At 57.8% G+C, this 22984-nt stretch carries 20 protein-coding genes and 1 pseudogene; 15 read left to right on the top strand and 6 right to left on the bottom strand.

The window, feature by feature from the left end:
- Window positions 1-235 precede the first annotated feature (235 nt).
- The 6 genes from AOC04_RS14135 (at window position 236) to AOC04_RS14110 (ending at window position 4701) form a co-directional block, all read left to right on the top strand.
- Window positions 236-844, top strand: a complete 609-nt coding sequence (locus AOC04_RS14135) for a LemA family protein (protein WP_060694366.1) — start codon at window positions 236-238, stop codon at window positions 842-844.
- A gap of 124 nt (window positions 845-968) precedes the next feature.
- Window positions 969-1712: a TPM domain-containing protein gene (locus AOC04_RS24355; protein ID WP_060696960.1), complete on the top strand. Its 744-nt coding sequence runs from the start codon at window positions 969-971 to the stop codon at window positions 1710-1712.
- Between the two features lie 31 nt (window positions 1713-1743).
- A complete protein-coding gene (locus AOC04_RS14125) occupies window positions 1744-2358 on the top strand; it encodes a TPM domain-containing protein (protein ID WP_060694364.1) in 615 nt (204 codons plus the stop codon).
- A 107-nt stretch (window positions 2359-2465) separates the two neighbouring features.
- Entirely contained in the window at window positions 2466-3683 is a 1218-nt protein-coding gene (locus AOC04_RS14120; protein ID WP_060694362.1) for a class I SAM-dependent methyltransferase, read from the top strand.
- Between the two features lie 115 nt (window positions 3684-3798).
- Entirely contained in the window at window positions 3799-4380 is a 582-nt protein-coding gene (locus AOC04_RS14115; RefSeq protein WP_060694359.1) for a DJ-1/PfpI family protein, read from the top strand.
- Between the two features lie 15 nt (window positions 4381-4395).
- Window positions 4396-4701, top strand: a complete 306-nt coding sequence (locus AOC04_RS14110; RefSeq protein WP_060694357.1) for a ribbon-helix-helix domain-containing protein — start codon at window positions 4396-4398, stop codon at window positions 4699-4701.
- A gap of 56 nt (window positions 4702-4757) precedes the next feature.
- Here AOC04_RS14110 and AOC04_RS14105 read toward each other — a convergent pair whose 3' ends face one another.
- The 3 genes from AOC04_RS14105 to AOC04_RS14095 all read right to left on the bottom strand — a co-directional run bounded on the left by AOC04_RS14105 (window position 4758) and on the right by AOC04_RS14095 (window position 8893).
- Complete coding sequence (locus tag AOC04_RS14105; RefSeq protein WP_060694355.1) at window positions 4758-7307, bottom strand: TonB-dependent receptor; 2550 nt, start codon at window positions 7305-7307, stop codon at window positions 4758-4760.
- 114 nt (window positions 7308-7421) lie between these two features.
- Entirely contained in the window at window positions 7422-8360 is a 939-nt protein-coding gene (locus AOC04_RS14100; RefSeq protein ID WP_060694353.1) for a FecR family protein, read from the bottom strand.
- Window positions 8357-8893, bottom strand: a complete 537-nt coding sequence (locus tag AOC04_RS14095; protein WP_060694351.1) for an RNA polymerase sigma factor — start codon at window positions 8891-8893, stop codon at window positions 8357-8359. The genes AOC04_RS14100 and AOC04_RS14095 overlap by 4 nt, the downstream gene beginning before the upstream one ends.
- Window positions 8894-9067: 174 nt before the next feature.
- On the opposite strand from AOC04_RS14095, the gene AOC04_RS14090 reads away from it, so the two are divergent.
- On the top strand, window positions 9068-9400 hold the full coding sequence (locus AOC04_RS14090; RefSeq protein WP_060694350.1) for a YegP family protein: 333 nt from the start codon (window positions 9068-9070) through the stop codon (window positions 9398-9400).
- A 71-nt stretch (window positions 9401-9471) separates the two neighbouring features.
- Here AOC04_RS14090 and AOC04_RS14085 read toward each other — a convergent pair whose 3' ends face one another.
- The gene (locus AOC04_RS14085; RefSeq protein ID WP_060694348.1) at window positions 9472-10497 is read right to left on the bottom strand and encodes a DUF4917 family protein; all 1026 of its coding nucleotides are present in this window, start codon (window positions 10495-10497) and stop codon (window positions 9472-9474) included.
- A gap of 150 nt (window positions 10498-10647) precedes the next feature.
- On the opposite strand from AOC04_RS14085, the gene yiaY reads away from it, so the two are divergent.
- Window positions 10648-11796, top strand: a complete 1149-nt coding sequence (yiaY, locus tag AOC04_RS14080; protein WP_060694347.1) for an L-threonine dehydrogenase — start codon at window positions 10648-10650, stop codon at window positions 11794-11796.
- Window positions 11797-11929: 133 nt separating this feature from the next.
- Here the strand turns inward: yiaY and AOC04_RS14075 are convergent, their stop codons facing one another.
- A complete protein-coding gene (locus AOC04_RS14075; protein WP_060694345.1) occupies window positions 11930-13453 on the bottom strand; it encodes a fumarate hydratase in 1524 nt (507 codons plus the stop codon).
- A gap of 352 nt (window positions 13454-13805) precedes the next feature.
- Between AOC04_RS14075 and AOC04_RS14070 the strand changes: the two genes are divergently transcribed.
- On the top strand, window positions 13806-14744 hold the full coding sequence (locus AOC04_RS14070; protein WP_060694343.1) for an iron-sulfur-binding ferredoxin reductase: 939 nt from the start codon (window positions 13806-13808) through the stop codon (window positions 14742-14744).
- A 143-nt stretch (window positions 14745-14887) separates the two neighbouring features.
- Window positions 14888-16372 (top strand): 2-methylcitrate dehydratase, encoded by a 1485-nt coding sequence (gene prpD / locus AOC04_RS14065; protein WP_060694341.1) that lies wholly within the window; start codon window positions 14888-14890, stop codon window positions 16370-16372.
- A 128-nt stretch (window positions 16373-16500) separates the two neighbouring features.
- On the opposite strand, the gene ppsR is transcribed toward prpD, so the two are convergent.
- The gene (ppsR, locus tag AOC04_RS14060) at window positions 16501-17319 is read right to left on the bottom strand and encodes a posphoenolpyruvate synthetase regulatory kinase/phosphorylase PpsR (protein ID WP_060694339.1); all 819 of its coding nucleotides are present in this window, start codon (window positions 17317-17319) and stop codon (window positions 16501-16503) included.
- Window positions 17320-17496: 177 nt separating this feature from the next.
- On the opposite strand from ppsR, the pseudogene ppsA reads away from it, so the two are divergent.
- The 5 genes and pseudogenes from ppsA (at window position 17497) to AOC04_RS14035 (ending at window position 22983) form a co-directional block, all read left to right on the top strand.
- Window positions 17497-19872: pseudogene (gene ppsA / locus AOC04_RS14055) on the top strand (phosphoenolpyruvate synthase).
- 104 nt (window positions 19873-19976) lie between these two features.
- Complete coding sequence (locus tag AOC04_RS14050; RefSeq protein WP_060694338.1) at window positions 19977-20966, top strand: alpha/beta fold hydrolase; 990 nt, start codon at window positions 19977-19979, stop codon at window positions 20964-20966.
- 196 nt (window positions 20967-21162) lie between these two features.
- Window positions 21163-21654 carry a ribonuclease E activity regulator RraA gene (gene rraA / locus AOC04_RS14045; RefSeq protein WP_060694336.1) on the top strand — a complete coding sequence of 164 codons (492 nt, stop codon included), beginning with the start codon at window positions 21163-21165 and terminating at the stop codon, window positions 21652-21654.
- A gap of 24 nt (window positions 21655-21678) precedes the next feature.
- Window positions 21679-22674 (top strand): CorA family divalent cation transporter, encoded by a 996-nt coding sequence (locus tag AOC04_RS14040; protein ID WP_060694334.1) that lies wholly within the window; start codon window positions 21679-21681, stop codon window positions 22672-22674.
- A 63-nt stretch (window positions 22675-22737) separates the two neighbouring features.
- Window positions 22738-22983, top strand: a complete 246-nt coding sequence (locus tag AOC04_RS14035; protein WP_060694332.1) for a hypothetical protein — start codon at window positions 22738-22740, stop codon at window positions 22981-22983.
- The last annotated feature ends 1 nt before the right edge of the window (window position 22984 follow it).

Below are 22984 nucleotides of genomic sequence, written 5' to 3'. Positions count from 1 at the left end.
CGAGGGATGGCCCGCGCTTTTGAAGCGATATTGTTCTGTGGGGGATGTAAGGACTACTTAACTTAAAAATTACCCTATCTTTAAGAGTAAGTATTCCCACATGGCAGGCAGTCTTTTAGCTGATTAGCTACCAGCAATCCAGTGTTGCCGGGAGATATTCAGTCACGGTGAGGGAGTTTTTCCACAGGGTATGCGGTCAATAAACTCAATCGGGTTATTTCGGAGCGTCACAAGCATGGAATTACAAAGCGTTAGGTCCTCGGGCTGGAAAGTCATCGCGCTGCTGGCGTTGAGCAGTCTGCTGGCGGGATGCGGGATCAATACCATTCCGACCCTGGACGAGCAGGTCAAGGCGGCCTGGTCGCAAGTGCAGAATCAATACCAGCGGCGCTCCGACTTGATCCCCAACCTGGTGGAAACGGTCAAGGGCGCGGCCAAGCAAGAGCAGGCCACCCTGACGGCGGTGATTGAGGCGCGGGCCAAGGCAACGTCGATCCAGGTGGATGCCAGCACCCTGAACAACCCGGAAAAACTCAAACAGTTCCAGGATGCACAGAACCAGCTGACCGGAGCCTTGAGCCGTCTGATGGTGGTGTCCGAGCGCTATCCGGACTTGAAATCCAATCAAAACTTCCTCTCCTTGCAGTCGCAACTTGAAGGCACGGAAAACCGCATCAGCGTGGCCCGTCGCGACTTCATCCAGGCGGTTGAACGTTACAACACCGAAATCCGCACCTTCCCGGGTCGTTTGTGGCATGCCGTGATGTACAGCGACTTGCCGATTCGCCCGACTTTCGAGGCCACCGCACCGGATGCCGACAAAGCCCCGGAAGTGAAGTTCTAACAACCGCCTGACCCCACTCTGGAGGAGCGAGCTTGCTCGCGAGCTTTTTGGTTCACGAACAGCTCACGAGCAGGCTCGCTCCTACACCTGCAAAGTGGGGGGATTGCAACCTGCCGAGGTGCTGATGCGCGTATCAAAACTGGGATTGGGCCTGCTGCTCTGGCTATTTATAGCCACTGCACAGGCGCTCACCTTTCCGACGCTGAGCGGGCGGGTGGTGGATGATGCTCACATGCTCGACCCCGCCACTCGCCAGCAGCTGGCGCAAAAACTCGAAGCCCACGAAAAAGCCACCGGCGAGCAAGTGGTGGTGGTCACGGTGGCGGATTTGCAAGGGACTCCCATTGAGGATTTCGGCTACCAGTTGGGGCGGGCCTGGGGGATTGGGCAAAAGGATAAGAACAACGGCGCGCTGCTGATTGTCGCGCGTGATGACCGCAAACTGCGGATCGAGGTCGGCTATGGCCTGGAGGGCCGTCTTACCGACGCGCAATCCTCGGTCATCATTAATCAGATCATTACCCCGGCCTTTAAAGCCGGAAATTTCAGTCAGGGCATCAGCGACGGTGTTGCCGCGATCCTGCAAGTGCTGGGTGGCGATCCCGTGCCTGAGCCGGCCTACGCCAGCGGGCAGGGCGATGGCAACGACTTGATGAGCGAGCACCCCGGCGTGGTACTGCTGCTATTTCTGTTGTTCGTGGTGGTCGTGGCTGCCTGCCAGTTCTACGGCATTTGCAACTCGGGCGGCGGCGGTGGCACGCGCTCCGGCGGGTTTGGCAGTGGCGGCGGGGGCTTTGGTGGCGGCGGTGGCGGCTTTCGCGGTGGCGGCGGCAGTTTTGGTGGCGGCGGAGCTTCCGGCGGCTGGTAACTCACTCTTAATTTAACGGGCATCGACACTCATGGCTTTACTCACCCCACAGCAACAGCAGCAGGTCGCCGACGCGGTGACCCGCGCCGAACAACGTACCGACGCCGAAATTGTCACTGTACTGGCCCCCCGCGCGGACGATTACAGCTACATCCCCTTGCTCTGGGCCAGCCTGATCGCCCTGGTGGTGCCCGCGCTGGTGCATTTTTTGATCGGCGGCCTGCAGATTTACGGCTTGCTGATGTTGCAATGGGCCTGCTTTGTCTTTCTCAGCCTGATCTTTCGCCTGCCGGCCATAACCACCCGTTTGATCCCGCCGCGCATTCGGCACTGGCGGGCGAGCAATCTTGCCCGGCGCCAGTTTCTCGAACAAAAGCTGCACCACACCCAGGACCGTACCGGTGTGCTGATTTTTGTCAGCGAAGCCGAGCGCTATGTCGAAATTCTGGTGGATGAAGGCATATCGCGACATCTGGATAACAGTGACTGGGGCACCATCGTCAGTGATTTCACGCGCCGGGTGGCGCTGGGTCATACGGCTGAAGGCTTTATTGCCTGCATTGATGCCTGCGCCGAACTGCTGGAGCGGCATGTCCCTAAAACCCATCCGCGCAATCAACTGCCCAATCGGCTGGTGATGCTGTAATCGACTATGGCTGAAATAACCCCGTGCCCCCGGCGGCGAACACGCCTAAAATAGTCGCCATTGCTTTTCTGATTCTCCCTCCTGCATCCCCCGAGGCACCTTTTTCAATGTCAGTGACTGCTACCACCGCCCCGTCTGTGCCGGATCATCGTGCGCAATTTTTGAACTTGCTGGAAACCGGCCTGGCCCAGAACTCCTTCATCAAGCTGGTGCTGGCCAAGTACGTCGGGCCCGAGGCCGAGTTGCAGCGGATCATCATCAAGCAAGTCACGGTCAAGGATCAGCCTTGCCTGTCGTTTGTATACCGCTACAAAACCCGCGATATCACCAAGAACTTCCCTCTGGAAGAGGCCGTGGCCAATATCGCCGGGCTGTTGCCGGAAGCGTTCAAAAATGCGCACTTGCTGACCCTCACCGATGAAGTGCAGCTGGAATACAGCAAAAAAGGCAAAAGCTCGCTGTTCAAGGGTAAAAGCCAGCAGGAACGTGAACTGCCGTCGGCTGAGCATAACCGTGAAAAGAATCGCTTTGTGGACCTGTCGCGCCCGTTTTTGGCGGACCTGGGGGTCACCAACAAGCAGCAGGAACTGATTCCGGCGATGTCGCGCAAGTGGAAGCAGATCAACAAGTTTATCGAAGTGTTTTCCCATGCCTTGAGCAACTCGCCGCTCAAGCTCGATCAGCCGGTCAAGGTGGTGGATTTCGGATCGGGCAAGGGCTACCTGACCTTTGCCATTCACGATTACCTGCGTCACAGCCTCAAGGCTGAAGGCGTGGTCACCGGGGTTGAGCTGCGTGAAGACATGGTCACGCTGTGCAACAACGCCGCCCAGCGGCTGGAGCACCCGGGCCTGTCCTTTCAGCATGGTGACGTACGCAGCTTCGCGCCGACCCCGATCGACGTGATGATCGCGTTGCATGCGTGTGACATTGCCACCGACTACGCGATCCATATGGGCATTCGTTCGGGGGCAGCCATCATCATGTGCTCGCCGTGTTGCCACAAACAGATCCGCCTGCAGATCCAGAGCCCGGCGCTGCTCAAGCCGATGCTGCAATATGGATTGCATCTTGGCCAGCAGGCCGAAATGGTCACCGACAGCTTGCGTGCCCTGTTCCTTGAAGCCTGCGGTTATGAAACCAAAGTGTTTGAGTTCATCTCCCTGGAGCACACCAACAAAAACAAAATGATCCTTGCGGTCAAACGCGCCGAACCGCTGGACCCGGCGCAGTTGCTGGTGAAAATCCAGGAGCTCAAGGCGTTTTACAACATTCAGGAACACTGCCTGGAAACCTTGCTGCAGGCGGACGGTTTGTTGAAGTAAGCGTGTAAGGCGTACTCAGCGGGTACGTAGTATCAGGCTATTACCCGCGTGGGCGCTCAAGGGTTACCTTGGCTACTCTTATCAGCCCACGGTTTACCCCAGAGGAGCACCCACCATGGCGGCGAAAAAAATTCTGATGCTGGTTGGCGATTATGTTGAAGACTACGAAGCAATGGTGCCGTTTCAGGCGCTGTTGATGGTCGGTCATCAGGTTCACGCAGTGTGCCCCGGCAAAACCTCGGGGCAGACCGTTCGCACGGCGATTCATGACTTCGAGGGCGATCAGACTTACAGCGAAAAGCCAGGCCATCTGTTTGCCCTGAATTTCGATTTCGACAAGGTCAGGGCCGGTGACTATGACGCACTGGTGGTACCAGGTGGCCGTGCTCCGGAATACCTGCGGTTGAACGAAAAGGTGCTGGAGCTGGTACGTGAATTCGATAAGGCCGGCAAACCGATTGCGGCTGTGTGCCATGGCGCGCAATTGCTGGCTGCAGCAGGATCCCTGGAAGGCCGTGAGTGCAGTGCTTACCCGGCCTGTGCTCCGGAAGTGCGATTGGCAGGCGGGACTTACATTGATATCGACGTGACCAAGGCCCACGTGCAAGGCAACCTGGCGACGGCGCCTGCCTGGCCGGCACATCCTGCCTGGCTGGCGGCGTTTCTTGGGCTGTTGGGTACGACCATTACGTTGTAAGAAGAGGGCGCGACCATGTGTGAGCTATATGTCAAAGCCGATCCGATTCTGTACGAGTCGCGCTCGCGTTCCTTGCGTATTTGCGGCGTGGTCACCACCTTGCGCCTGGAAAACCAGTTCTGGGACATCCTCAGCGAAATTGCGCAAGCCGATGGCATGACCACCAACCAGTTGGTGGCCAAGCTGTACGAAGAAGTGATGGATTATCGGGGCGAAGTGGTCAACTTCGCCTCGTTCCTGCGTGTGAGTTGCACCCGCTACCTGAGCCAGCGGCGGGTGCAGGCGCCGGAATTGAATCTGGTGGGGCGCAAGCAAGGCTGACTCGCTCTCTTGTAGCCGCTGCCGACAGGCTGCTACGGGTCGGAGTATCCCCAGCTTTAGAAGAATCGCGTTACGCTGACTTTGGCGTTACGGCCCTGGCTGTAGGCGTTCTCTCCGCTGAGCATCGGGCGATAGCTCTTGTTGAACAGGTTATCCACTGTGAGGTTGACTTCAGTGCCTTTGAGGTACGGCTGTGTCGGTTTCCAGTTGGCAAACAGGCCCTGCACGTTGTAGCCGTCGTTGGGGTACTGGTCCCAGTAGCGGTCACCCAGGGCTGTCAGTGGGCCGGCGCCATACTTGTCACTCGGTAAACGGTCGGTTTTGCGTACGAACTCTCCCTTCCAGCCGACGCGGGCATCCCAGGCCGGAATTTTGGTTCCCAGTACTGCAACCCACTTCGGCGCAGGAACGTCCCGCGCCCATACGTCGGGCCCCCAGGGATTGGTGTAGGCGCCTTGGTGCTTGCCTGTCATCCATGCGTATGACAGCGAACCGAAGAGATAGGTGGCGTCATAGAAGCTTTCAATCTCAAAGCCTTTGATGGTCACGCTGCCAATGTTGCGGTAATTGGGCATGGGAGCGGATCCGCAATCTTTGGACATGCTGCCCGCGGCGGTTTGGGCGGCACAGCCGACGCCAGTGGCTTTGAAAATCTCATCGTCGATCTTGTTGCTGAACAGGGTAGTGCGGATCAGCGCATGGTCGTTGTCACCAAATATCTGGTCGAAAGTGGTGATGTTGCCCGCACGCCAGCCGGTGATGCGCTCCGGGTTGAGGTTCAGGCTGCTGGATGTGCGGTTGCCCAGTCCCTGGACTTCGTACTGCTCGTCAATTACCGGGGCGCGCCAGGTTTTGCTGAAGTCGGCAAACAGGGCGGTCTGCGGAGTGATTTTCCAGAATGCCGATAGACGAGGCGACCAACCGGTGTAGGTTTTATCGCTGTAGTCGTGACCCAGTTCCGGATGGTTGTAGTAGGGCGCGTCATTTTCCTGGCCGCGATTGCGTACATGGTCGTAGCGTATCGAAGGAGTCAGGGTGAAGTTGGCGAGGGTGATGGCGTCCTGGATATAGAAGCTGTTGGTATCGACCTTGCCCGCGGGCATGAAGTTGGGCTGGTAGTGGCCGTAGTTGTATTTTTCTACCTCGTAGGTCGTGCCTGGCATCCACATGTTCACATCACGCTGATGTTTGCGAAATTGCACGCCGGTGGTCAGCACATGGTCCAGCGGACCGCTGGCAAACAGGCTGACGTTCTCGATCTGGAGCATGTCGTCGGTATAGCCGGTTTCCATCTTGCGCCCGCCGGTGGTGGGCTGGACGAAGGCCTGTTCGCTGCGTTTGTCGGTCTGCTCGGTATTGGAGTGCGAGTACTTCACTTCCAGGTCCACCAGCGGGTTATCGACCGGCTCGTAGTTATATTTGGCCGACCAGGTGGTGTCGATGGTTGAGCGGTTGGCCAGGTACCGACGCGAGGCGATGTCAAAGCCGTACTTGTCGATGTTGGCCTGGCTCGGCGGTGCGGGGTAACTGACCGCCGAGAAAGGCACCCACAGATAGTTATTCGAGCGCGAGTAAGACATCCCCACGCTGTGCTCGTCGGTCAGGTGCAGGTTGAGTTTGAGCAGTTGTGCGTCCAGGTCCTGGGCCGTGTTGGGCAGGCGCAAGGGGTTTACCGGGTAAACATTGCCGGGGTTGGGCATGTTATCGGCCAGCTTCATGTCGTCGCCGTCGCGTTTGGTGTAGTACACCAGCGCATCGGCGCGGCCATCTTCGGTACGGCCGTACGCGGCACCGCTGTAGACCTGTTGATGGTCATTGCTGCTGTAGCCGTACTTGAGCATGGCGCCCACGTCTTTGCCTTCTTCCAGCAGGTCCGGCGCATCTTTGGTTTCCATGTGCACGACGCCACCAAAGCCGCCATTGCCGGTGCGAAAATCGTGGGGGCCTTTCTCGACTTCCAGGCGTTTGATCAGCTCGGGCTCGATAAAAATGGTGCCTTGTTTGTACCGCTCAAAGCCGCTTTTGGTCGCGCCATCAACGGTCATCTGCACGTCTTCGGCTTCGCCCATGCCCCAGATGTTGATGGTCTGGCCGCCAGGTTTCAGGGAGCCGCCGAGGTTGATGCCCGGTAAGGTGGCCAGCAGGCTGGGAATGTTATTGGCCTGGTAACGATTGATTTCGGTTTGGGTCATGGTCGACTTGCCGACGTTGCTGGAGTCGACTTCGTTACCGTTGCCCACCACGCTGACCGCGCCCAGTTCGAGGCTGTTGCTGGTGGTGGTGCCTTGTTCACGGGGGCGCACAACATAGGTGCGATCCACCTGGATCAGACTGAAATCCGTGCCGTTGAGCAGCTGGTTGATGGCCTCCTGCGGGCTGAAGGTGCCACTGAGCGCCGGGGCCTGCACATTGCGCAGCAGGGCTTCGTCAAACAGCAGCTGGATTTTTGCCTGCTGTGCCACATCACTCAGGGAGCTGGCCAGTGATTGCGCCGGCAGGTGTAGCTGGATCGATTCGGCATGGGCGTGCAGGCTGATCGCCATGCATGCCGCCAGCAGGCCCGGACGTGTGCACAGGTGCGAGAAGTGATGTGGTGCGCGAAACATGAAATCCCCCGGTGTGGCCAAAGGCCAAAAAAGACATGCGTTAGCAGACCGAAGGAAGACGCAGCACAACGAGAAAACCACATATGCGAATGAAAAATATTCGCATATGTGGTTTTAGCGGGGTTCGATGCGGATTTTTCCGTTTTCCAGCAGATGGTTTTTCACCGGGATCAGCGCGGGCAGCGCCTTGACCAGTGCCAGCGGGTCGCTGACATCCAGATTGCCCGAGACTTTGTAGCGGCCAAGCGGTCCGTCTGCCAGTTCAATCACCCCGGGGCGGTACAAATCCAGTTCATCCACCAGGCTGGCCAGCTCCCGGTTGCGAAAGGACAGATGGCCGCTGCGCCAGTCAGCCACTTCCCCCGGGTTGAGGATTTGTTCTGCAAGCGTGCCTTTGGCGTAATCGTAAGAGGCGCGCTGCCGGGCGCCCAGCAAGGCAGACGACTTGCCGTCGGGGATAAAGGCGACTTGCCCGTGGGCGACGCTCACCACCAATTGGCGCTGGCTGCGGCGTACATCAAAACCGGTTCCCACGACCCGGATCAGTGCATCGCCGGCATGTACCACCAAAGGCTGTTCTTTATTGGCGGCCACTTCGATATAGAGCTGGCCCTGATCCAGATAAATATTGCGCTGGTGGGAGCTGAAGTCGATGCGCAGGCGGGTGTTGGCATTGACGGTCAGGCTGCTGCCGTCGGGCAGTGTCAGGGTTTTCGGGTTCTGGCTTTGGGTGGCAACCTGTTGCTGGTGCAATGCCATCGGGGTCCCGATATTCAGTGCAAACACGGCGCATAACACCGCTGCTGCCGTTGCCAGGGCAAAAGCCGAACGCCGGCGCACCGGCTGGGGGGCGGGTTTGCTCCGTGGCTGGAGTTCACCGAGTTCGGCCCAGAGTGACTCAAATTCGGCATACGCGCGGGCATGCGCCGGGATGGCTTTCCAGGCGTTGAATTGCTCGCGGCAATGTCTGTCAGGTTGATTGCGGTTGCGCGCAAACCAGGTGGCGGCCTGCGCGTCGATGCTGTCGTTGGTGATCGTTTGAAAGGGGGTCATTGTGGCTGCTCCTTGCCGCTGTCCCGTTGTAAATGTTGCTTGCAGTGCAACAAGGCAAAGGCGATGTGCTTTTCCACCATGCTGACGGAGATGCCCATGCGTTCGGCAATCTGCGCCTGACTCAAGCCTTCAAAACGATGCAGCATAAGGGCTTCGCGGCGTCTGGGCGAGAGTTCTGCGAGCACGACCTTGAGTTGCTCCATTCGTTGCTGGCGTTGTGCCGCGGCCATTGGTTCATCCCTCTCGTCGCTCAGTGGCTCGGGTTGACGCTCGATATGTTCACTGTGCAGCCCGTGTCGCACGTGCTGACGTCGCCAGTGATCACGTAACAGGTTGCGTGCCATCTGGAACAAAAATGCCCTTGGTTGTTCAACCTTGGCACGGTCCTGATAACCCAGCCATTGAGTGAATACATCCTGAGTCATGTCGGCTGCATCGCTGGCGTTGTCGGTACGTTTGCGCAGGAAGTGCAGAATCTGCGTGTAGAACTCGCGCAAGGATTCGGCCAGCGGATCAGGTTTGGAACGGGACATGGAGATCCTTAAGGATGTAGCGATGCAAATAATTCACGAATGTTATCGAGAATTATTGCTATTTGTCTTGCGGGAAATTCATGCCTGGGCTTATTTCGACGGATAAATGGATAAATAGGCTGTGGCCGCTTTACTGAGGAGGGGAAAAACACCTACTGCATCAGGAGAGTGGTTATGTCAGGTTGGTACGAGTTGAGCAAAACCAGTAACGGACAGTTCCGTTTTGTCTTGAAGGCGGCAAATGCCGAAACGATTCTGGTGAGTGAGCACTACACCACACTGGCCGCGGCCAAAGGCGGGATAGCCTCGGTGCAGGTCAACAGCCCGCATGATGAGCGCTATGAGAAGAAGGTCGCCAAAGACGGCAAACCGTACTTCAACCTCAAGGCCGCGAATCACCAGATCATTGGCACCAGCGAGCAATACAGCTCCGAAGCGGCGCGGGACAAAGGCATCGCCAGCGTCAAAACCAACGGGCCGACAACCCTGGTCAAAGAAAAGTTTTGAGGATGGTTGTATAGATACAGGCCTGCTGGCGGTGGTGTCATTGCCCCGTGAGCAGGCCCGTTGTTGCAGGGCTACACCTCTACCGGTACCGAATGCCTGGTGTAACCCAGCGGGTGAGTTTTCGAATTATAGAAGCGCAATGTCAGCTTCTTGTCTGCAAATAGCGCCGAGTAGTGGTGTTTCTGGAAGCGGATAAACGCTTCGTTGCGCGGGTAAATCGAGATGCACAGCGTTTTCAGCGGTGCCTGACGCAAAGCATCAATCAGGTGCTGGTCCTGCTCTGCCAGGCTGTGGCCAAAGATGCATAACGTGTCTTTGTGGGTCATCAGCTGTTCATGGCAAAACGACAGGTAATCCGAGTGGCGAATGGATTTGCGCTTGTCGTCGCTGCTGCTCTCGCTGACAAACAGCGGCACATCGTCCAGCGCGCTGATTGAGTGATTGATCGCGAAGTTGCTCAGTAGCACGGGTGGCGTGGCGTTGATCTTGCGAGCCTTGCCTTCCTGATTTTTCACCAGATGCAGGCCACCGTGCAGGTAGAGCACGCGTGTGGACTTGCTCTTGCCCAGTGCGCCAGCCAGTTCGAAAGTAGCCCCCGGCGTGTCGAATAGATCATTGAACTGTTTCGGCGCCTGCATCACCGCCCAGGGGGTGAGCAGGTCGTAGTTGGAGCAGTACACCGTGGCGTAGCGCGCCAGTTCCCGGTTCCAGCATGCCAGGGTTTCGGGTTGCATCAGGCGCCAGGGGATGTGTACGTCCTGTGTGCTGTTGATCAGCGCTTCCTTGATGGCGTAGTAGCGCTTGCGCGGCGAGGCTGAATTGATCGCCAGGGCCTTGTTGACCTTGCTTGCGGTTTTGAGTGCGCTTAACACGTGCTCGAAATTGCGCGTGCCCAGGGCTTCGAACACGCTGAGTTCGGTCTGGCTCAGAGGCTTTTCGGCGACACTTTTGGCTTTGTCGAACAGCGAGTCGTAATAAAAGTCATGCCACACGGCCATGCTCGCACCGTTACCGATCAGCAGCCCGCTGCACGGTGTGCCGGTGCTCAAGGCATTCCAGTCTTCTAGTTCGGCATCAAATTCCTGGAAGGGGGTCATGGCAAATATCGTCTCAAGGCGGGGGCAAAGCAGGACTTTATCACGCTCAAGTGTTGAGCCAGATCAACATCGGTGTGCATAAATAAGTTGAAGCTATGCTCATGGACTTATTCAGCGTCGCGGGCTACACCCCGCTTTAGAGGACTCGCCATGACCAGCACTTTTTTTATTCCCGCCGTCAACATTATGGGTAACGGCTGTCTGGATGAAGCCATGACCGCGATTAGCAATTATGGATTTCGCAAGGCGCTGATCGTGACTGATGCCGGGCTGGCCAAGGCCGGGGTAGCGACGCTGATCGCAGAAAAGCTGGCATTGCAGGATATTGACTCGGTGATTTTCGACGGCGCCAAGCCGAATCCGAGCATTGCCAACGTAGAGGCGGGTTTGAAGGTCCTCAAGCAGCATCAATGTGACTTTGTTGTATCGCTGGGTGGCGGCTCGCCCCATGACTGTGCCAAAGGCATTGCGTTGTGTGCGACAAACGGCGGGCATATTCGCGATTACGAAGGCGTGGATCAGTCGGCCAAGCCCCAACTGCCGCTGGTTTCGATCAATACCACGGCGGGTACGGCCAGTGAGATGACGCGTTTTTGCATCATCACGGACGAAGAGCGCCACGTGAAAATGGCGATCGTCGACCGCAACGTAACACCGCTGCTGTCGGTCAACGACCCGCAACTGATGGTGGCAATGCCCAAGGGGCTTACGGCTGCGACCGGTATGGACGCGCTGACCCACGCTGTGGAAGCCTATGTGTCGACCGCGGCCAACCCGATTACCGATGCCTGTGCAATTAAAGCCATGCAGCTGATCAGCCAGAACTTGCGTCAGGCGGTAAGCGACGGCAAAGACCTCACCGCTCGGGAGAACATGGCCTACGCGCAGTTCCTGGCAGGCATGGCGTTCAATAATGCGTCGCTGGGTTTTGTTCACGCCATGGCGCACCAGTTGGGCGGCTTCTACGACTTGCCGCACGGGGTGTGCAACGCGGTACTGCTACCCCATGTGCAAACCTTTAACGCTCATGTGTGTGCGGCTCGCCTGACCGATGTGGCCCACGCGCTGGGTGCCGATATACGGGGTTTGAGCCCGGAAGAGGGCGCGCAAGCAGCCATTGCGGCAATTCGCACCTTGGCCAAGGATGTTGAAATTCCAGCGGGTCTTCGGGATCTGGGGGCCAAGGTGGATGACATCCCGATGTTGGCAACCAACGCGCTGAAAGATGCCTGTGGTTTCACCAACCCGCGCAAGGCGGACCAGGGGCAGATTGAAGAGATCTTCCGTAATGCGTTTTAACGTCTTGTAGGCGCGAGCTTTTTAGCGCAGCAACGAAAAGCTCGCGAGGCAAGCTCGCTCCTACAGGTAAATGGCATAAAAAAACGGCCGGGTGATTAACCCGGCCGTTTTTTTGTGTCTGGCTTAGAAGGGCTTACTGCACTTCAACGGCCAGGCTTTCGCTGATTTTCTTCTGCCAGATTGCCGGGCCGGTGATGTGTACCGACTCGCCTTTACTGTCGACAGCCACGGTCACCGGCATGTCTTTAACGTCGAACTCGTAGATCGCTTCCATGCCCAGTTCGGCAAAGGCCACGACGCGCGATTTCTTGATGGCTTGAGCCACCAGATACGCTGCACCGCCAACCGCCATCAAGTACACGGCTTTGTGGTCCTTGATCGCTTCGATAGCGGTCGGGCCGCGCTCGGATTTGCCGATCATGCCCAGCAGGCCGGTCTGATCAAGGATCTGGCGGGTGAACTTGTCCATCCGCGTGGCTGTGGTCGGACCGGCAGGGCCAACGACTTCGTCGCCGACCGGATCAACCGGGCCCACGTAATAGATGAAGCGACCCTTGAGGTCGACCGGCAAGGTTTCACCACGGTTCAGCATTTCGACCATGCGCTTGTGCGCCGCGTCGCGACCGGTGAGCATTTTGCCGTTGAGCAAAACGGTCTCGCCCGGCTTCCAGCTTTGCACGTCTTGCGGGGTCAGGGTGTCCAGGTCTACACGGCGCGCCGATGGACCTGCTTCCCAGACGATTTGCGGGTAGGCGTCCAGCGGTGGTGCCTCCAGCTCGGCCGGGCCGGAACCGTCGAGCACAAAATGCGCATGGCGGGTGGCCGCGCAGTTCGGGATCATGCACACCGGCAAGGAAGCGGCGTGGGTCGGGTAGTCCATGATTTTTACGTCGAGTACTGTGGTCAGGCCGCCAAGCCCCTGGGCGCCGATGCCCAGCTGGTTGACCTTCTCGAACAACTCAATACGCATCTCTTCGATACGGCTGGACGGGCCGCGCTTGATCAGGTCGTGAATGTCGATGGACTCCATCAACACTTCCTTGGCCATCACCGCCGCTTTTTCAGCCGTGCCGCCGATACCGATGCCGAGCATGCCCGGTGGGCACCAGCCCGCACCCATGGTCGGAACGGTCTTGAGCACCCAGTCAACGATCGAGTCGGACGGGTTGAGCATGGCCATTTTCGACTTGTTTTCGGAGCCGCCGCCCTTGGCCGCTACGTCCACTTCCACGGTGTTGCCCGGAACGATGGAGTAGTGGATAACTGCCGGGGTGTTGTCCTTGGTGTTGCGGCGAGCACCGGCCGGGTCGGCCAGGATCGAAGCCCGCAGGACGTTTTCCGGGAGGTTGTAAGCGCGACGCACGCCTTCGTTGATCATGTCGTCCAGGCCCATGGTGGCGCCGGTCCAGCGCACATCCATGCCCACACGCACGAATACGGTGACGATGCCGGTGTCCTGGCAAATCGGGCGGTGGCCGGTGGCACACATGCGCGAGTTGATCAGGATTTGCGCCATCGAGTCACGGGCCGCTGGCGATTCTTCGCGCAGGTAAGCCTCGTGCATGGCCTGGATGAAGTCCACGGGGTGGTAGTAGGAAATGAATTGCAGGGCGTCAGCAACGCTCTGAATCAGGTCGTCTTGCTTGATCACGGTCATGGGTCGCGCTCCTCTATAAGACGGGAACATTCAATAAGGTGTTTGCGACCTTGGTCTATCGGTCTGTCGAAAACATCTTTGCTGGGCATACCGGGCACGGATGACCGGCACCAAAAAGGCGCGGCAGTATAACGCGGTGCACGTCTTGATACACCTGCGGGGGGTATAAACGAACGTCGGGTGGATTTGTAGCCGCTGGCGAAGGCTGCGTGCGGCGGCGAAGCCGTCGTAGAATCAGCTACCGCGATCCTTCAGTTCAGGCGCACGCTCAGCATTTACGATCGCTTTGCAATCGGCCGTAGCCTGCGGCAACTGCTACCCGCCACACTGAATCTTTTACAGGACATATGAAGTGCCCGAGTTACACGTCGCTGACCGGCGCTGGTCGGTTTGCCAGGATGCCAATTTGCTCGATAGCCTCAATCAGGCCGGTGTGGCGGTGCCTTACAGCTGCCGTGCCGGCAGTTGCCATGCCTGTCTGGTGCGTTGTGTGCGTGGCGAGCCTGCCGACCTCAAACCCGAGGCATTGAGCCGCGCCCAGCGTGAACAAGGCTGGCGCCTGGCTTGTCAGTGTCAGGTGGTGGAAGACTTGCAGCTTGAGGCCTTTGACCCGATGCGCGACGGCTTGCCCGCCGAGGTGCTGAGTGTCGACTGGTTGAGCCCGACGGTGTTGCGCTTGCGTTTGTTGCCTGGGCGCTCGCTGCGTTATCGCGCCGGTCAGCATGTGGTGTTGTGGACAGCCAACGGTGTTGCGCGTCCGTATTCATTAGCCAGCCTGCCTGATGAAGACCGGTTTCTGGAGTTTCACCTCGATTGCGCCCATGCCGGTGAGTTTGTCAGTGCCGCGCGTCAGTTGCGGGTTGGCGATCCGCTGCGTTTGGGGGAGCTGCGTGGCGGCGCCCTGCGTTACGACCCCGACTGGCAGGAGCACCCTCTCTGGCTGCTGGCGTCCGGCACCGGGCTGGGGCCTTTATATGGCGTACTGCGCGAGGCGCTGCGTCAGCACCATCACGGGCCGATACGCCTGGTGCACGTAGCCCGGGATCATAGCGAACACTACCTGGAGGCAGAGCTGCAGGTGCTGGCTGTCGCGCAGCCAAATCTGCAGGTCGAGCGGGTCGAGCGCGCTCGGTTACCGGACTTTCTGGCCGGGATACGGGTGGAGTCGCGCCAGACTCACGCTTTGATCTGCGGTCACCCCGACAGTGTCGAGGCTTTCGCCAAGCGTTTGTTTTTGGCGGGGCTGGCGCGCAACCGGCTGCTGGCAGACGCCTTTTTAACCCGCAGCTGAACGCAAGTACGACTTAAGCCCTCTACAGTGGGGAGCTGTCTGGCTGTAGAAACCTACTTGAGCGGGCGCTCCAGACCCGCATGATCACGCCGAGCCTGAGGATGGAACACACCTTTTAATTATCCGAACTGGAGCAATTACGAATGAGTGCCAACGTCGACCTCAACAATCGTCCCGACTATGACCGCGTCTTGCAGGACATTGCCGATTACGTCCTGACTTACACCATCACCTCGCCTGAAGCCCTGAACACTGCCCGCAACTGTCTGATGGACACGTTGGGCTGTGGCTTGCTGGCGTTGCGTTTTCCGGAGTGCACCAAGCACCTGGGGCCGATAGTGGAGGGCACGCTGGTGCCATTTGGTGCCCGTGTGCCGGGGACTTCGCTGCGGCTGGACCCGGTCAAGGCCGCGTGGGACATCGGCTGCATCGTGCGCTGGCTGGATTACAACGACACCTGGCTGGCTGCGGAGTGGGGTCATCCTTCGGATAATCTGGGCGGCATTCTGGCGGTGGCCGATCATCTGTCGCAAAAGCGCGTGGCCAATGGCGAGGCGCCGCTGACGGTGAGGGCGGTGCTTGAGGCAATGATTATGGCCCATGAGATTCAGGGGGTGATTGCCCTGGAAAACTCTTTCAACCGTGTAGGGCTCGATCACGTGCTGTTGGTGAAAGTCGCTTCTACAGCGGTCTGCGCCAAGCTGATGGGGGCTGACCGCGAGCAGTTGCTGTCGGCATTGTCCCATGCCTTTGTCGATGGCCAGGCCTTGCGCACCTATCGTCATGCGCCCAATGCCGGATCGCGAAAATCCTGGGCTGCCGGGGATGCGTCGAGTCGGGGTGTGCGCCTGGCTGATATTGCGATGCGCGGCGAGATGGGTGTTCCGGGTGTGCTGACGGCGCCGCAGTGGGGGTTCTACGATGTGCTGTTCAGCCATACCAACAAGGACCTGGCGCTCAAGCCTGAAGGCCAGCGCCAGTTCAGCCTGTCACAGCCCTACGGCACGTATGTGATGGAAAACGTGTTGTTCAAAATCAGTTTCCCGGCCGAATTTCATGCGCAAACCGCCTGTGAGGCGGCGGTAACCTTGCATCCGCAGGTCAGGGATCGTCTGCACGAGATCGAGAAAATTGTGATTACAACCCACGAATCAGCGATTCGGATCATTTCCAAGCAGGGCAAATTGGCCAACTCAGCGGACCGGGATCACTGCATCCAATACATGACGGCTGTACCGCTGGCCTTTGGCAATCTGGTGGCTGAGCAGTACGAGGATGATTTTCATGCCGCGCATCCGATCATTGATGAGCTGCGCGAGAAGATGGTGATTGTTGAAGATCCGCGCTTTACCCGCGAATACCTGGAGGCCGACAAGCGCTCGATTGCCAATGCGATTCAGGTGTTTTTCACCGATGGCAGCAGCACCGGGCAAGTGGTTGTGGAGTATCCGATTGGCCATCGTCGGCGGCGTGCCGAAGGCATTCCGTTGCTCGAAGACAAGTTCAAGGCCAATTTGGCGACGCGGTTTGTGGGCCAGCGTTGCAAGCAGATTTTTGCGCTGTGCAAGGACCAGGCGGCGCTGGAGGCGACACCGGTTCATGCATTTGTGGATTTGTTGGTGATTTAAACCCGCCGTAGCCACAGAGCAATCATTGTGGGAGCTGGCTTGCCAGCGATGCGGGCGGCCCGGGGTATCAGGCCGTGCGCACTGATGTCATCGCTGGCGAGCCAGCTCCCACAGGATAAGGCGGGGGGTTATTTGAAGCGTCGCTCCACGCCTTTTTCGACCAGGATTTTGGCCGAGATTTCTTCTACCGAGAAATGCGTGGAGTTGATGTGCGGAATGTTTTCACGCTGGAACAGTAGCTCGACCTCGCGCACTTCAAATTCGCATTGGGCGTAGCTTGAATAGCGGCTGTTGGGCTTGCGCTCGTTGCGAATGGCGGTCAGGCGGTCAGGGTCAATGGTCAGACCGAAGAGTTTGTGTTTGTGCGCGCTCAAGGCTGCCGGCAACTTGAGGCTTTCCATATCGTCATCGGTCAGCGGGTAGTTGGCCGCGCGAATGCCGAATTGCATTGCCATATAAAGGCAGGTCGGAGTTTTGCCGCAGCGCGACACGCCCACCAGGATCAGGTCGGCTTTGTCGTACTTGTGGGTGCGGGCCCCGTCATCGTTGTCGAGGGCAAAGTTCACGGCCTCGATGCGCTCCATGTAATTGGAGTTGTGGCCGATGGAGTGCGACTTGCCGACCGAGTAAGAGGAGTGCTCGTCGAGCTCTTGCTCCAGCGGTGCGAGGAAGCTTGAGAAGATGTCGATCATGAAACCATTGGAGGTGGCCAGGATCTCGCGGATGTCCTGATTGACGATGGTGTCGAAGATGATTGGGCGAACTCCGTCTTTTTCGGCGGCGTTATCGATTTGTTGTACCATTGCCCGCGCTTTGTCCACGCTATCTATATAGGGGCGTGTGAACTTGCTGAAGGTCACATTTTCGAACTGTGCCAACAAACTCTGGCCAAGGGTTTCGGCGGTAATGCCGGTGCCATCGGAGATAAAGAAAGCAGATCGTTTCATTTGCGCCTTGGGCCTTAAGCTGGTGACGATTGTTGGATATGATAGGCGCGATTTTGTCGCGCTACATGGCCGGCAGTTTCACTTATTTTCCAGGTCCAGGCCACAATCGCTGCGATGCCCCCTAGATGAGCATTCAGCGCCCTGAGCTTTTCCAACACAGTTAGTGGAGAGATCACCTTGGTAGAGTACGTAGTTTCCCTCGATAAGCTCGGCGTCCATGATGTAGAGCATGTGGGGGGCAAGAACGCATCCCTCGGCGAGATGATCAGTAATCTTGCAGGCGCTGGTGTTTCGGTTCCCGGTGGTTTTGCCACCACTTCCCAGGCATATCGTGATTTTCTTGAACTGAGCGGCTTGAACGATCAGATTCATGCGGCGCTGGACGCGCTGGATGTTGATGACGTTAACGCCCTGGCCCGGACCGGGGCCCAGATCCGTCAATGGATCATGGAAGCCGAGTTCCCGGAGAAGCTCAACGCAGAAATTCGTACGGCTTTCGCAACCTTGTCCCAGGGCAACCCGGACATGGCTGTTGCCGTGCGCTCCTCGGCTACCGCTGAAGACTTGCCGGATGCATCCTTTGCCGGTCAGCAAGAAACTTTTCTGAATATTCGTGGCGTTGAAAACGTGATCCGTGCGGCCAAGGAGGTATTTGCCTCCTTGTTCAACGATCGTGCGATTTCTTACCGCGTGCACCAGGGTTTTGACCACAAACTGGTCGCGCTGTCGGCAGGTGTGCAGCGCATGGTGCGCTCCGAAACCGGGACCGCGGGTGTGATGTTTACCCTGGACACCGAGTCGGGTTTCCGTGATGTAGTGTTTATCACCGGCGCCTACGGGCTGGGCGAAACTGTTGTGCAGGGCGCGGTCAACCCGGACGAGTTCTACGTCCACAAGCAGACTCTGGAAGCCGGTCGACCGGCGATTTTGCGCCGCAACCTGGGCAGCAAAGCGATCAAGATGATCTACGGCGAAGAAGCCAGCGCCGGCAAGTCGGTCAAAGTGATCGACGTTGACAAGGCCGACCGTGCCCGCTTCTGCCTGACTGATGCTGAAGTCAGCGAACTGGCCAAGCAGGCGATGATCATCGAGAAGCACTACAAGTGCCCGATGGACATCGAATGGGCCAAGGACGGTGACGACGGCAAGCTGTACATCGTTCAGGCGCGCCCTGAAACCGTGAAAAGCCGCAGTGCCGGCAATGTCATGGAGCGCTACCTGTTGAAAGAGACCGGCACGGTGCTGGTTGAAGGCCGCGCGATCGGTCAGCGTATCGGCGCAGGCAAGGTCCGGATCATCAAGGACGTGTCCGAGATGGACAAGGTCCAGCCGGGCGACGTGTTGGTGTCTGACATGACTGATCCGGACTGGGAACCGGTCATGAAGCGCGCCAGTGCAATCGTCACCAACCGTGGCGGGCGTACCTGCCACGCGGCGATCATCGCGCGCGAACTGGGTATTCCGGCGGTGGTCGGTTGCGGCAACGCGACCCAGCTGTTGAAAGACGGACAGGGCGTGACTGTTTCCTGTGCCGAAGGTGATACCGGTTTTATCTTTGAAGGCGAGCTGGGCTTCGATATCAAGAAGAACTCGGTCGATGCCATGCCGGAACTGCCGTTCAAGATCATGATGAACGTCGGCAATCCGGATCGCGCCTTTGACTTCGCGCAGTTGCCGAACGCCGGTGTGGGTCTGGCCCGCCTGGAGTTCATCATCAACCGTATGATCGGTGTGCACCCCAAGGCACTGTTGAACTACGACGGCCTGCCGCAGGAAATCAAGGATAGCGTCGACAAGCGTATCGCTGGCTATGACGATCCGGTCGGTTTTTATGTCGAAAAACTGGTTGAAGGCATCAGCACTCTGGCTGGCGCATTTACGCCTAAGAAAGTGATCGTGCGTCTGTCGGACTTCAAGTCCAACGAGTACGCAAACCTGATCGGCGGCAAGCTGTACGAGCCCGAAGAAGAAAACCCGATGCTGGGCTTCCGCGGCGCTTCGCGTTAAATCAGCGAAAACTTCCGCGATTGTTTCGAGCTCGAGTGCCGCGCCCTTAAGCGTGTACGCAACGAGATGGGCTTCACCAACGTCGAAATCATGGTGCCTTTCGTGCGCACCCTGGGTGAGGCGAGCCAGGTCATCGACCTGCTGGCTGAAAACGGCCTCAAGCGTGGGGAAAATGGCCTGCGCATCATCATGATGTGCGAGTTGCCGTCCAACGCGATTCTGGCTGAAGAGTTCCTTGAATTCTTCGACGGTTTCTCCATCGGTTCCAACGACCTGACCCAATTGACCCTGGGTCTGGACCGCGACTCCGGTGTGATTGCCCACTTGTTCGACGAGCGTAATCCGGCAGTTAAAAAGCTGCTGTCCAACGCCATTCAGGCGTGCAACAAGGCTGGCAAGTACATCGGTATTTGTGGCCAGGGCCCATCTGATCACCCGGATCTGGCGCTGTGGTTGATGGAGCAGGGCATTGAAAGCGTGTCCCTGAACCCTGACACCGTGCTGGAAACCTGGTTCTTCCTGGCTGAAGGTCAAGCCCAGGCTTGAGTCGTTGAGAGAAGGGCGGGGCAGCCAATTGGCTGCTCTGCTCTTTATAAGCAGTGGTAGGGCGAGTTCCTCTGTGGAGTCGCCCTTTTTTGTGCAAGAGCATTATGCAAAGCAGCAGTCATCTTTTTCCCGTTGCCCTGATTAGCGCTGAGCGTCGGGGTGATCTGAGCGAAGACGTTTATCGCTTGAAACCCGCCAATAGCCCGGACATTTCCGTGGAGCTGGTGGTGACCCGGCTGGGCATGGCTGACGCCAGCCCGGTGCGCGGTGTGCCGGTTATCCTGTTGCACGGCAGTTTTTCTAATCGGCGGTTCTGGTATTCGCCCAAAGGGGTGGGGCTGGGGGCATTTCTGGCCCGGGCCGGCTTTGATGTGTGGCTTCCTGAAATGCGCGGTCATGGTCTTTCGGCGCGCAATATCAGCTGGAACAAGAACCGTGTGGCGGACTACGCCCGTTATGATTTGCCGGCCATCGGCGCCTTTGTACGCGAGTTGAGCGGGAGCATCCCGCACTGGATCGGCCACTCTCAAGGCGGAATCAGTCTGGCAGCGGCCCTTGGCGGTCAGTATCTGGGTGATGAAGACGTGGCCTCCGCGGCGTTTTTTGGCTGTCAGATCAATCGTCGTTATTGGTCATTGAAAATCCCGCCGGTGCAGTGGTGCGCTTATCTGTTGTTGAAGCGCTTTACGCAACTCTCGGGTGCATGGCTCAAGCGAGGTCCCGAAGACGAGCCCGTCAGCATCGCCCTGGAAACCTTGCGCTGGAATGGTTTTATGGGGGGCTTTAAAGATGCTGAAAAGGATTGGTGGGCGGGTCTGGCCGAAGTCCGTGTGCCCGTACTGGCCGTCGCTGCCGCGGGCGATCGGCAAACTCCGGAATGGGCGTGCCGAAAACTCTACGACCAGTTGGGCTCAGAGCAGCGTACTTTCGTGACTTTGGGGTGCAAGCAGGGTTTCAGTTCTGATTTCAGTCACGTTGAGATGCTGGTAAGCCAGGCCGCCCGGGAAGAAGTGTGGCCGCTGGTGCGCAATTGGCTGGCCCAGCACTCCGTGGCAGTGGCTGAAGACGGTTTTGCACAGGTCAGCGGGTTTTAATTCAGGGTTTTGCGTGGTGCGAGTGCGGCTAATATGTGACGCTGCCTGTGAATATGGTCACATTAAGCGTCTGGGCTTGTGGTGTGTTCTCGCTGATAGGTGCGTAAACATATACAGTCAGCCTGCTTCAGAGCGTCTATAAAGCTAGTGTTGTTTTTCCTCCCCCTGCTGCGCGACTCAAAACAGGAGTTACTTCATGAATCACTACATCACTCCCGATCTGTGCGATGCCTACCCCGATTCAGTGCAGGTGCTTGAGCCAATGTTCAGCAATTTTGGCGGGCGCGACTCCTTTGGCGGCGAGATCGTGACCATCAAGTGCTTCGAGGATAACTCCCGGGTCAAGGAGCAGGCTGAGCTCAATGGCACGGGCAAAGTGATGGTGGTCGACGGCGGTGGGTCTCTGCGCCACGCCTTGCTGGGCGACATGATTGCTGAGAAAGCATCGAAAAACGGTTGGGAAGGGCTGGTGATCTACGGCTGTATCCGCGACGTGGATGTTCTCGCCCAAACCGACCTGGGGGTGCAGGCATTGGCCAGTCACCCGCTCAAATCCGTCAGGCGCGGTCTGGGTGATGTGAATGTGCCGGTAACGTTTGCAGGTGTCACATTTCGCCCCGGAGAATTCATTTATGCCGATAACAATGGCGTTATCATTTCGCCAACTGCTCTGAAAATGCCGGGCTAAACGTATCACCATTAAGGATCAGGGATGTTCGAGGACGAAAACGCTCAATGGGGACTGGTCCATGCGCTGGTGCTGGACGGTAAAGGCGGTGCGCGTTCGATTGCACGCACCGAACTGGACGATCTGCAGTTGCAAGCGCATGAAAGCATCTGGTTGCATTGGGATCGCAGCCATCCTCAGACCCAGAACTGGTTGCGCGACTCGAGCGGCTTGAGTGACTTCAGTTGTGATTTGCTGCTGGAAGAAAATACCCGCCCCCGCTTGCTGCCTCTGCCCGACAATGAGCTGTTGTTGTTCATGCGTGGCGTCAATCTGAACCCGGGGGCTGAGCCGGAAGACATGGTCTCGCTGCGTATTTTCGGCAGTGCCCAGCGGGTAATTTCCTTGCGTATGCGTCCGCTGCGGGCCACTGACGAGCTGCTCGGTGAGTTTTCGCTGGGTGAAGGGCCTGGAAATCCTGCTGAATTGATCCTGTATCTGGCTCAGCATCTGACGTTGAAAGTGCAAGACTTGATCAGCGAGCTGTCGGAAATCGTCGATGACGAAGAAGATAAAATAGATGCCGACGAACGGTATACCCCGGAGCATGGGGCTATTTTGCAGATTCGCCGAAGGGCTGCTGCCTTGCGTCGTTTTCTGGCGCCTCAACGGGACATTTTCGGACAGCTAACGCGAACAAAATTACCGTGGTTCAGCTCGGATGACGCCGATTACTGGAACGAACTGAACAACAGCCTGACCCGCTATCTGGAAGAGCTTGAGTTGACCCGCGAGCGCGTGGGGCTGGTACTTGAGTCTGAAGATCGACGTTTGAATGTGCGCATGAGTCGCATCATGTACCGGTTCGGCGTACTCACCGGGATATTCCTGCCCATCACCTTTCTTACCGGTCTGCTCGGGATCAACGTGGGGGGTGTTCCACTCTCCAATGATCCCTATGGCTTTGCCGTGATCTGCATCTTGATGCTGGTCATTGGCGTAGGGCAATGGTGGTTTTATCGTCGTTTGCAGTGGCTTTGAACGGGGCACATGTGACGCCGATAAAGTTGTTCGCGTCTTTTACAGACATACCGAGAGGTGCTTATGCACGATCCGTTTGAACAGTCGCTACGTGAAATGCTCAAGTCGCCGCCGTCCACCCGTGACGATGACGCCTGCCTGGGCCGAGTGCTGAAAACCGCAAACCGTCAGGTGGGTGCGGGTGATCTTTTCAGTCTGCTGGGGCGTTGGGTGCAAGCACTTATGATTGCTTTGAATAACGGTTCGGCTCATATTGCGCCCGTTTCGCGGCGCAAACCTGCTGCTCGCCCTGCTGATAAGGCTGATTGAA

The organism is Pseudomonas versuta, from assembly GCF_001294575.1.
Taxonomy (GTDB): domain Bacteria; phylum Pseudomonadota; class Gammaproteobacteria; order Pseudomonadales; family Pseudomonadaceae; genus Aquipseudomonas; species Aquipseudomonas versuta.
The sequence above is the reverse complement of the archived record's forward strand: the minus strand, read 5'-3'. Positions and strand labels throughout refer to the sequence as shown.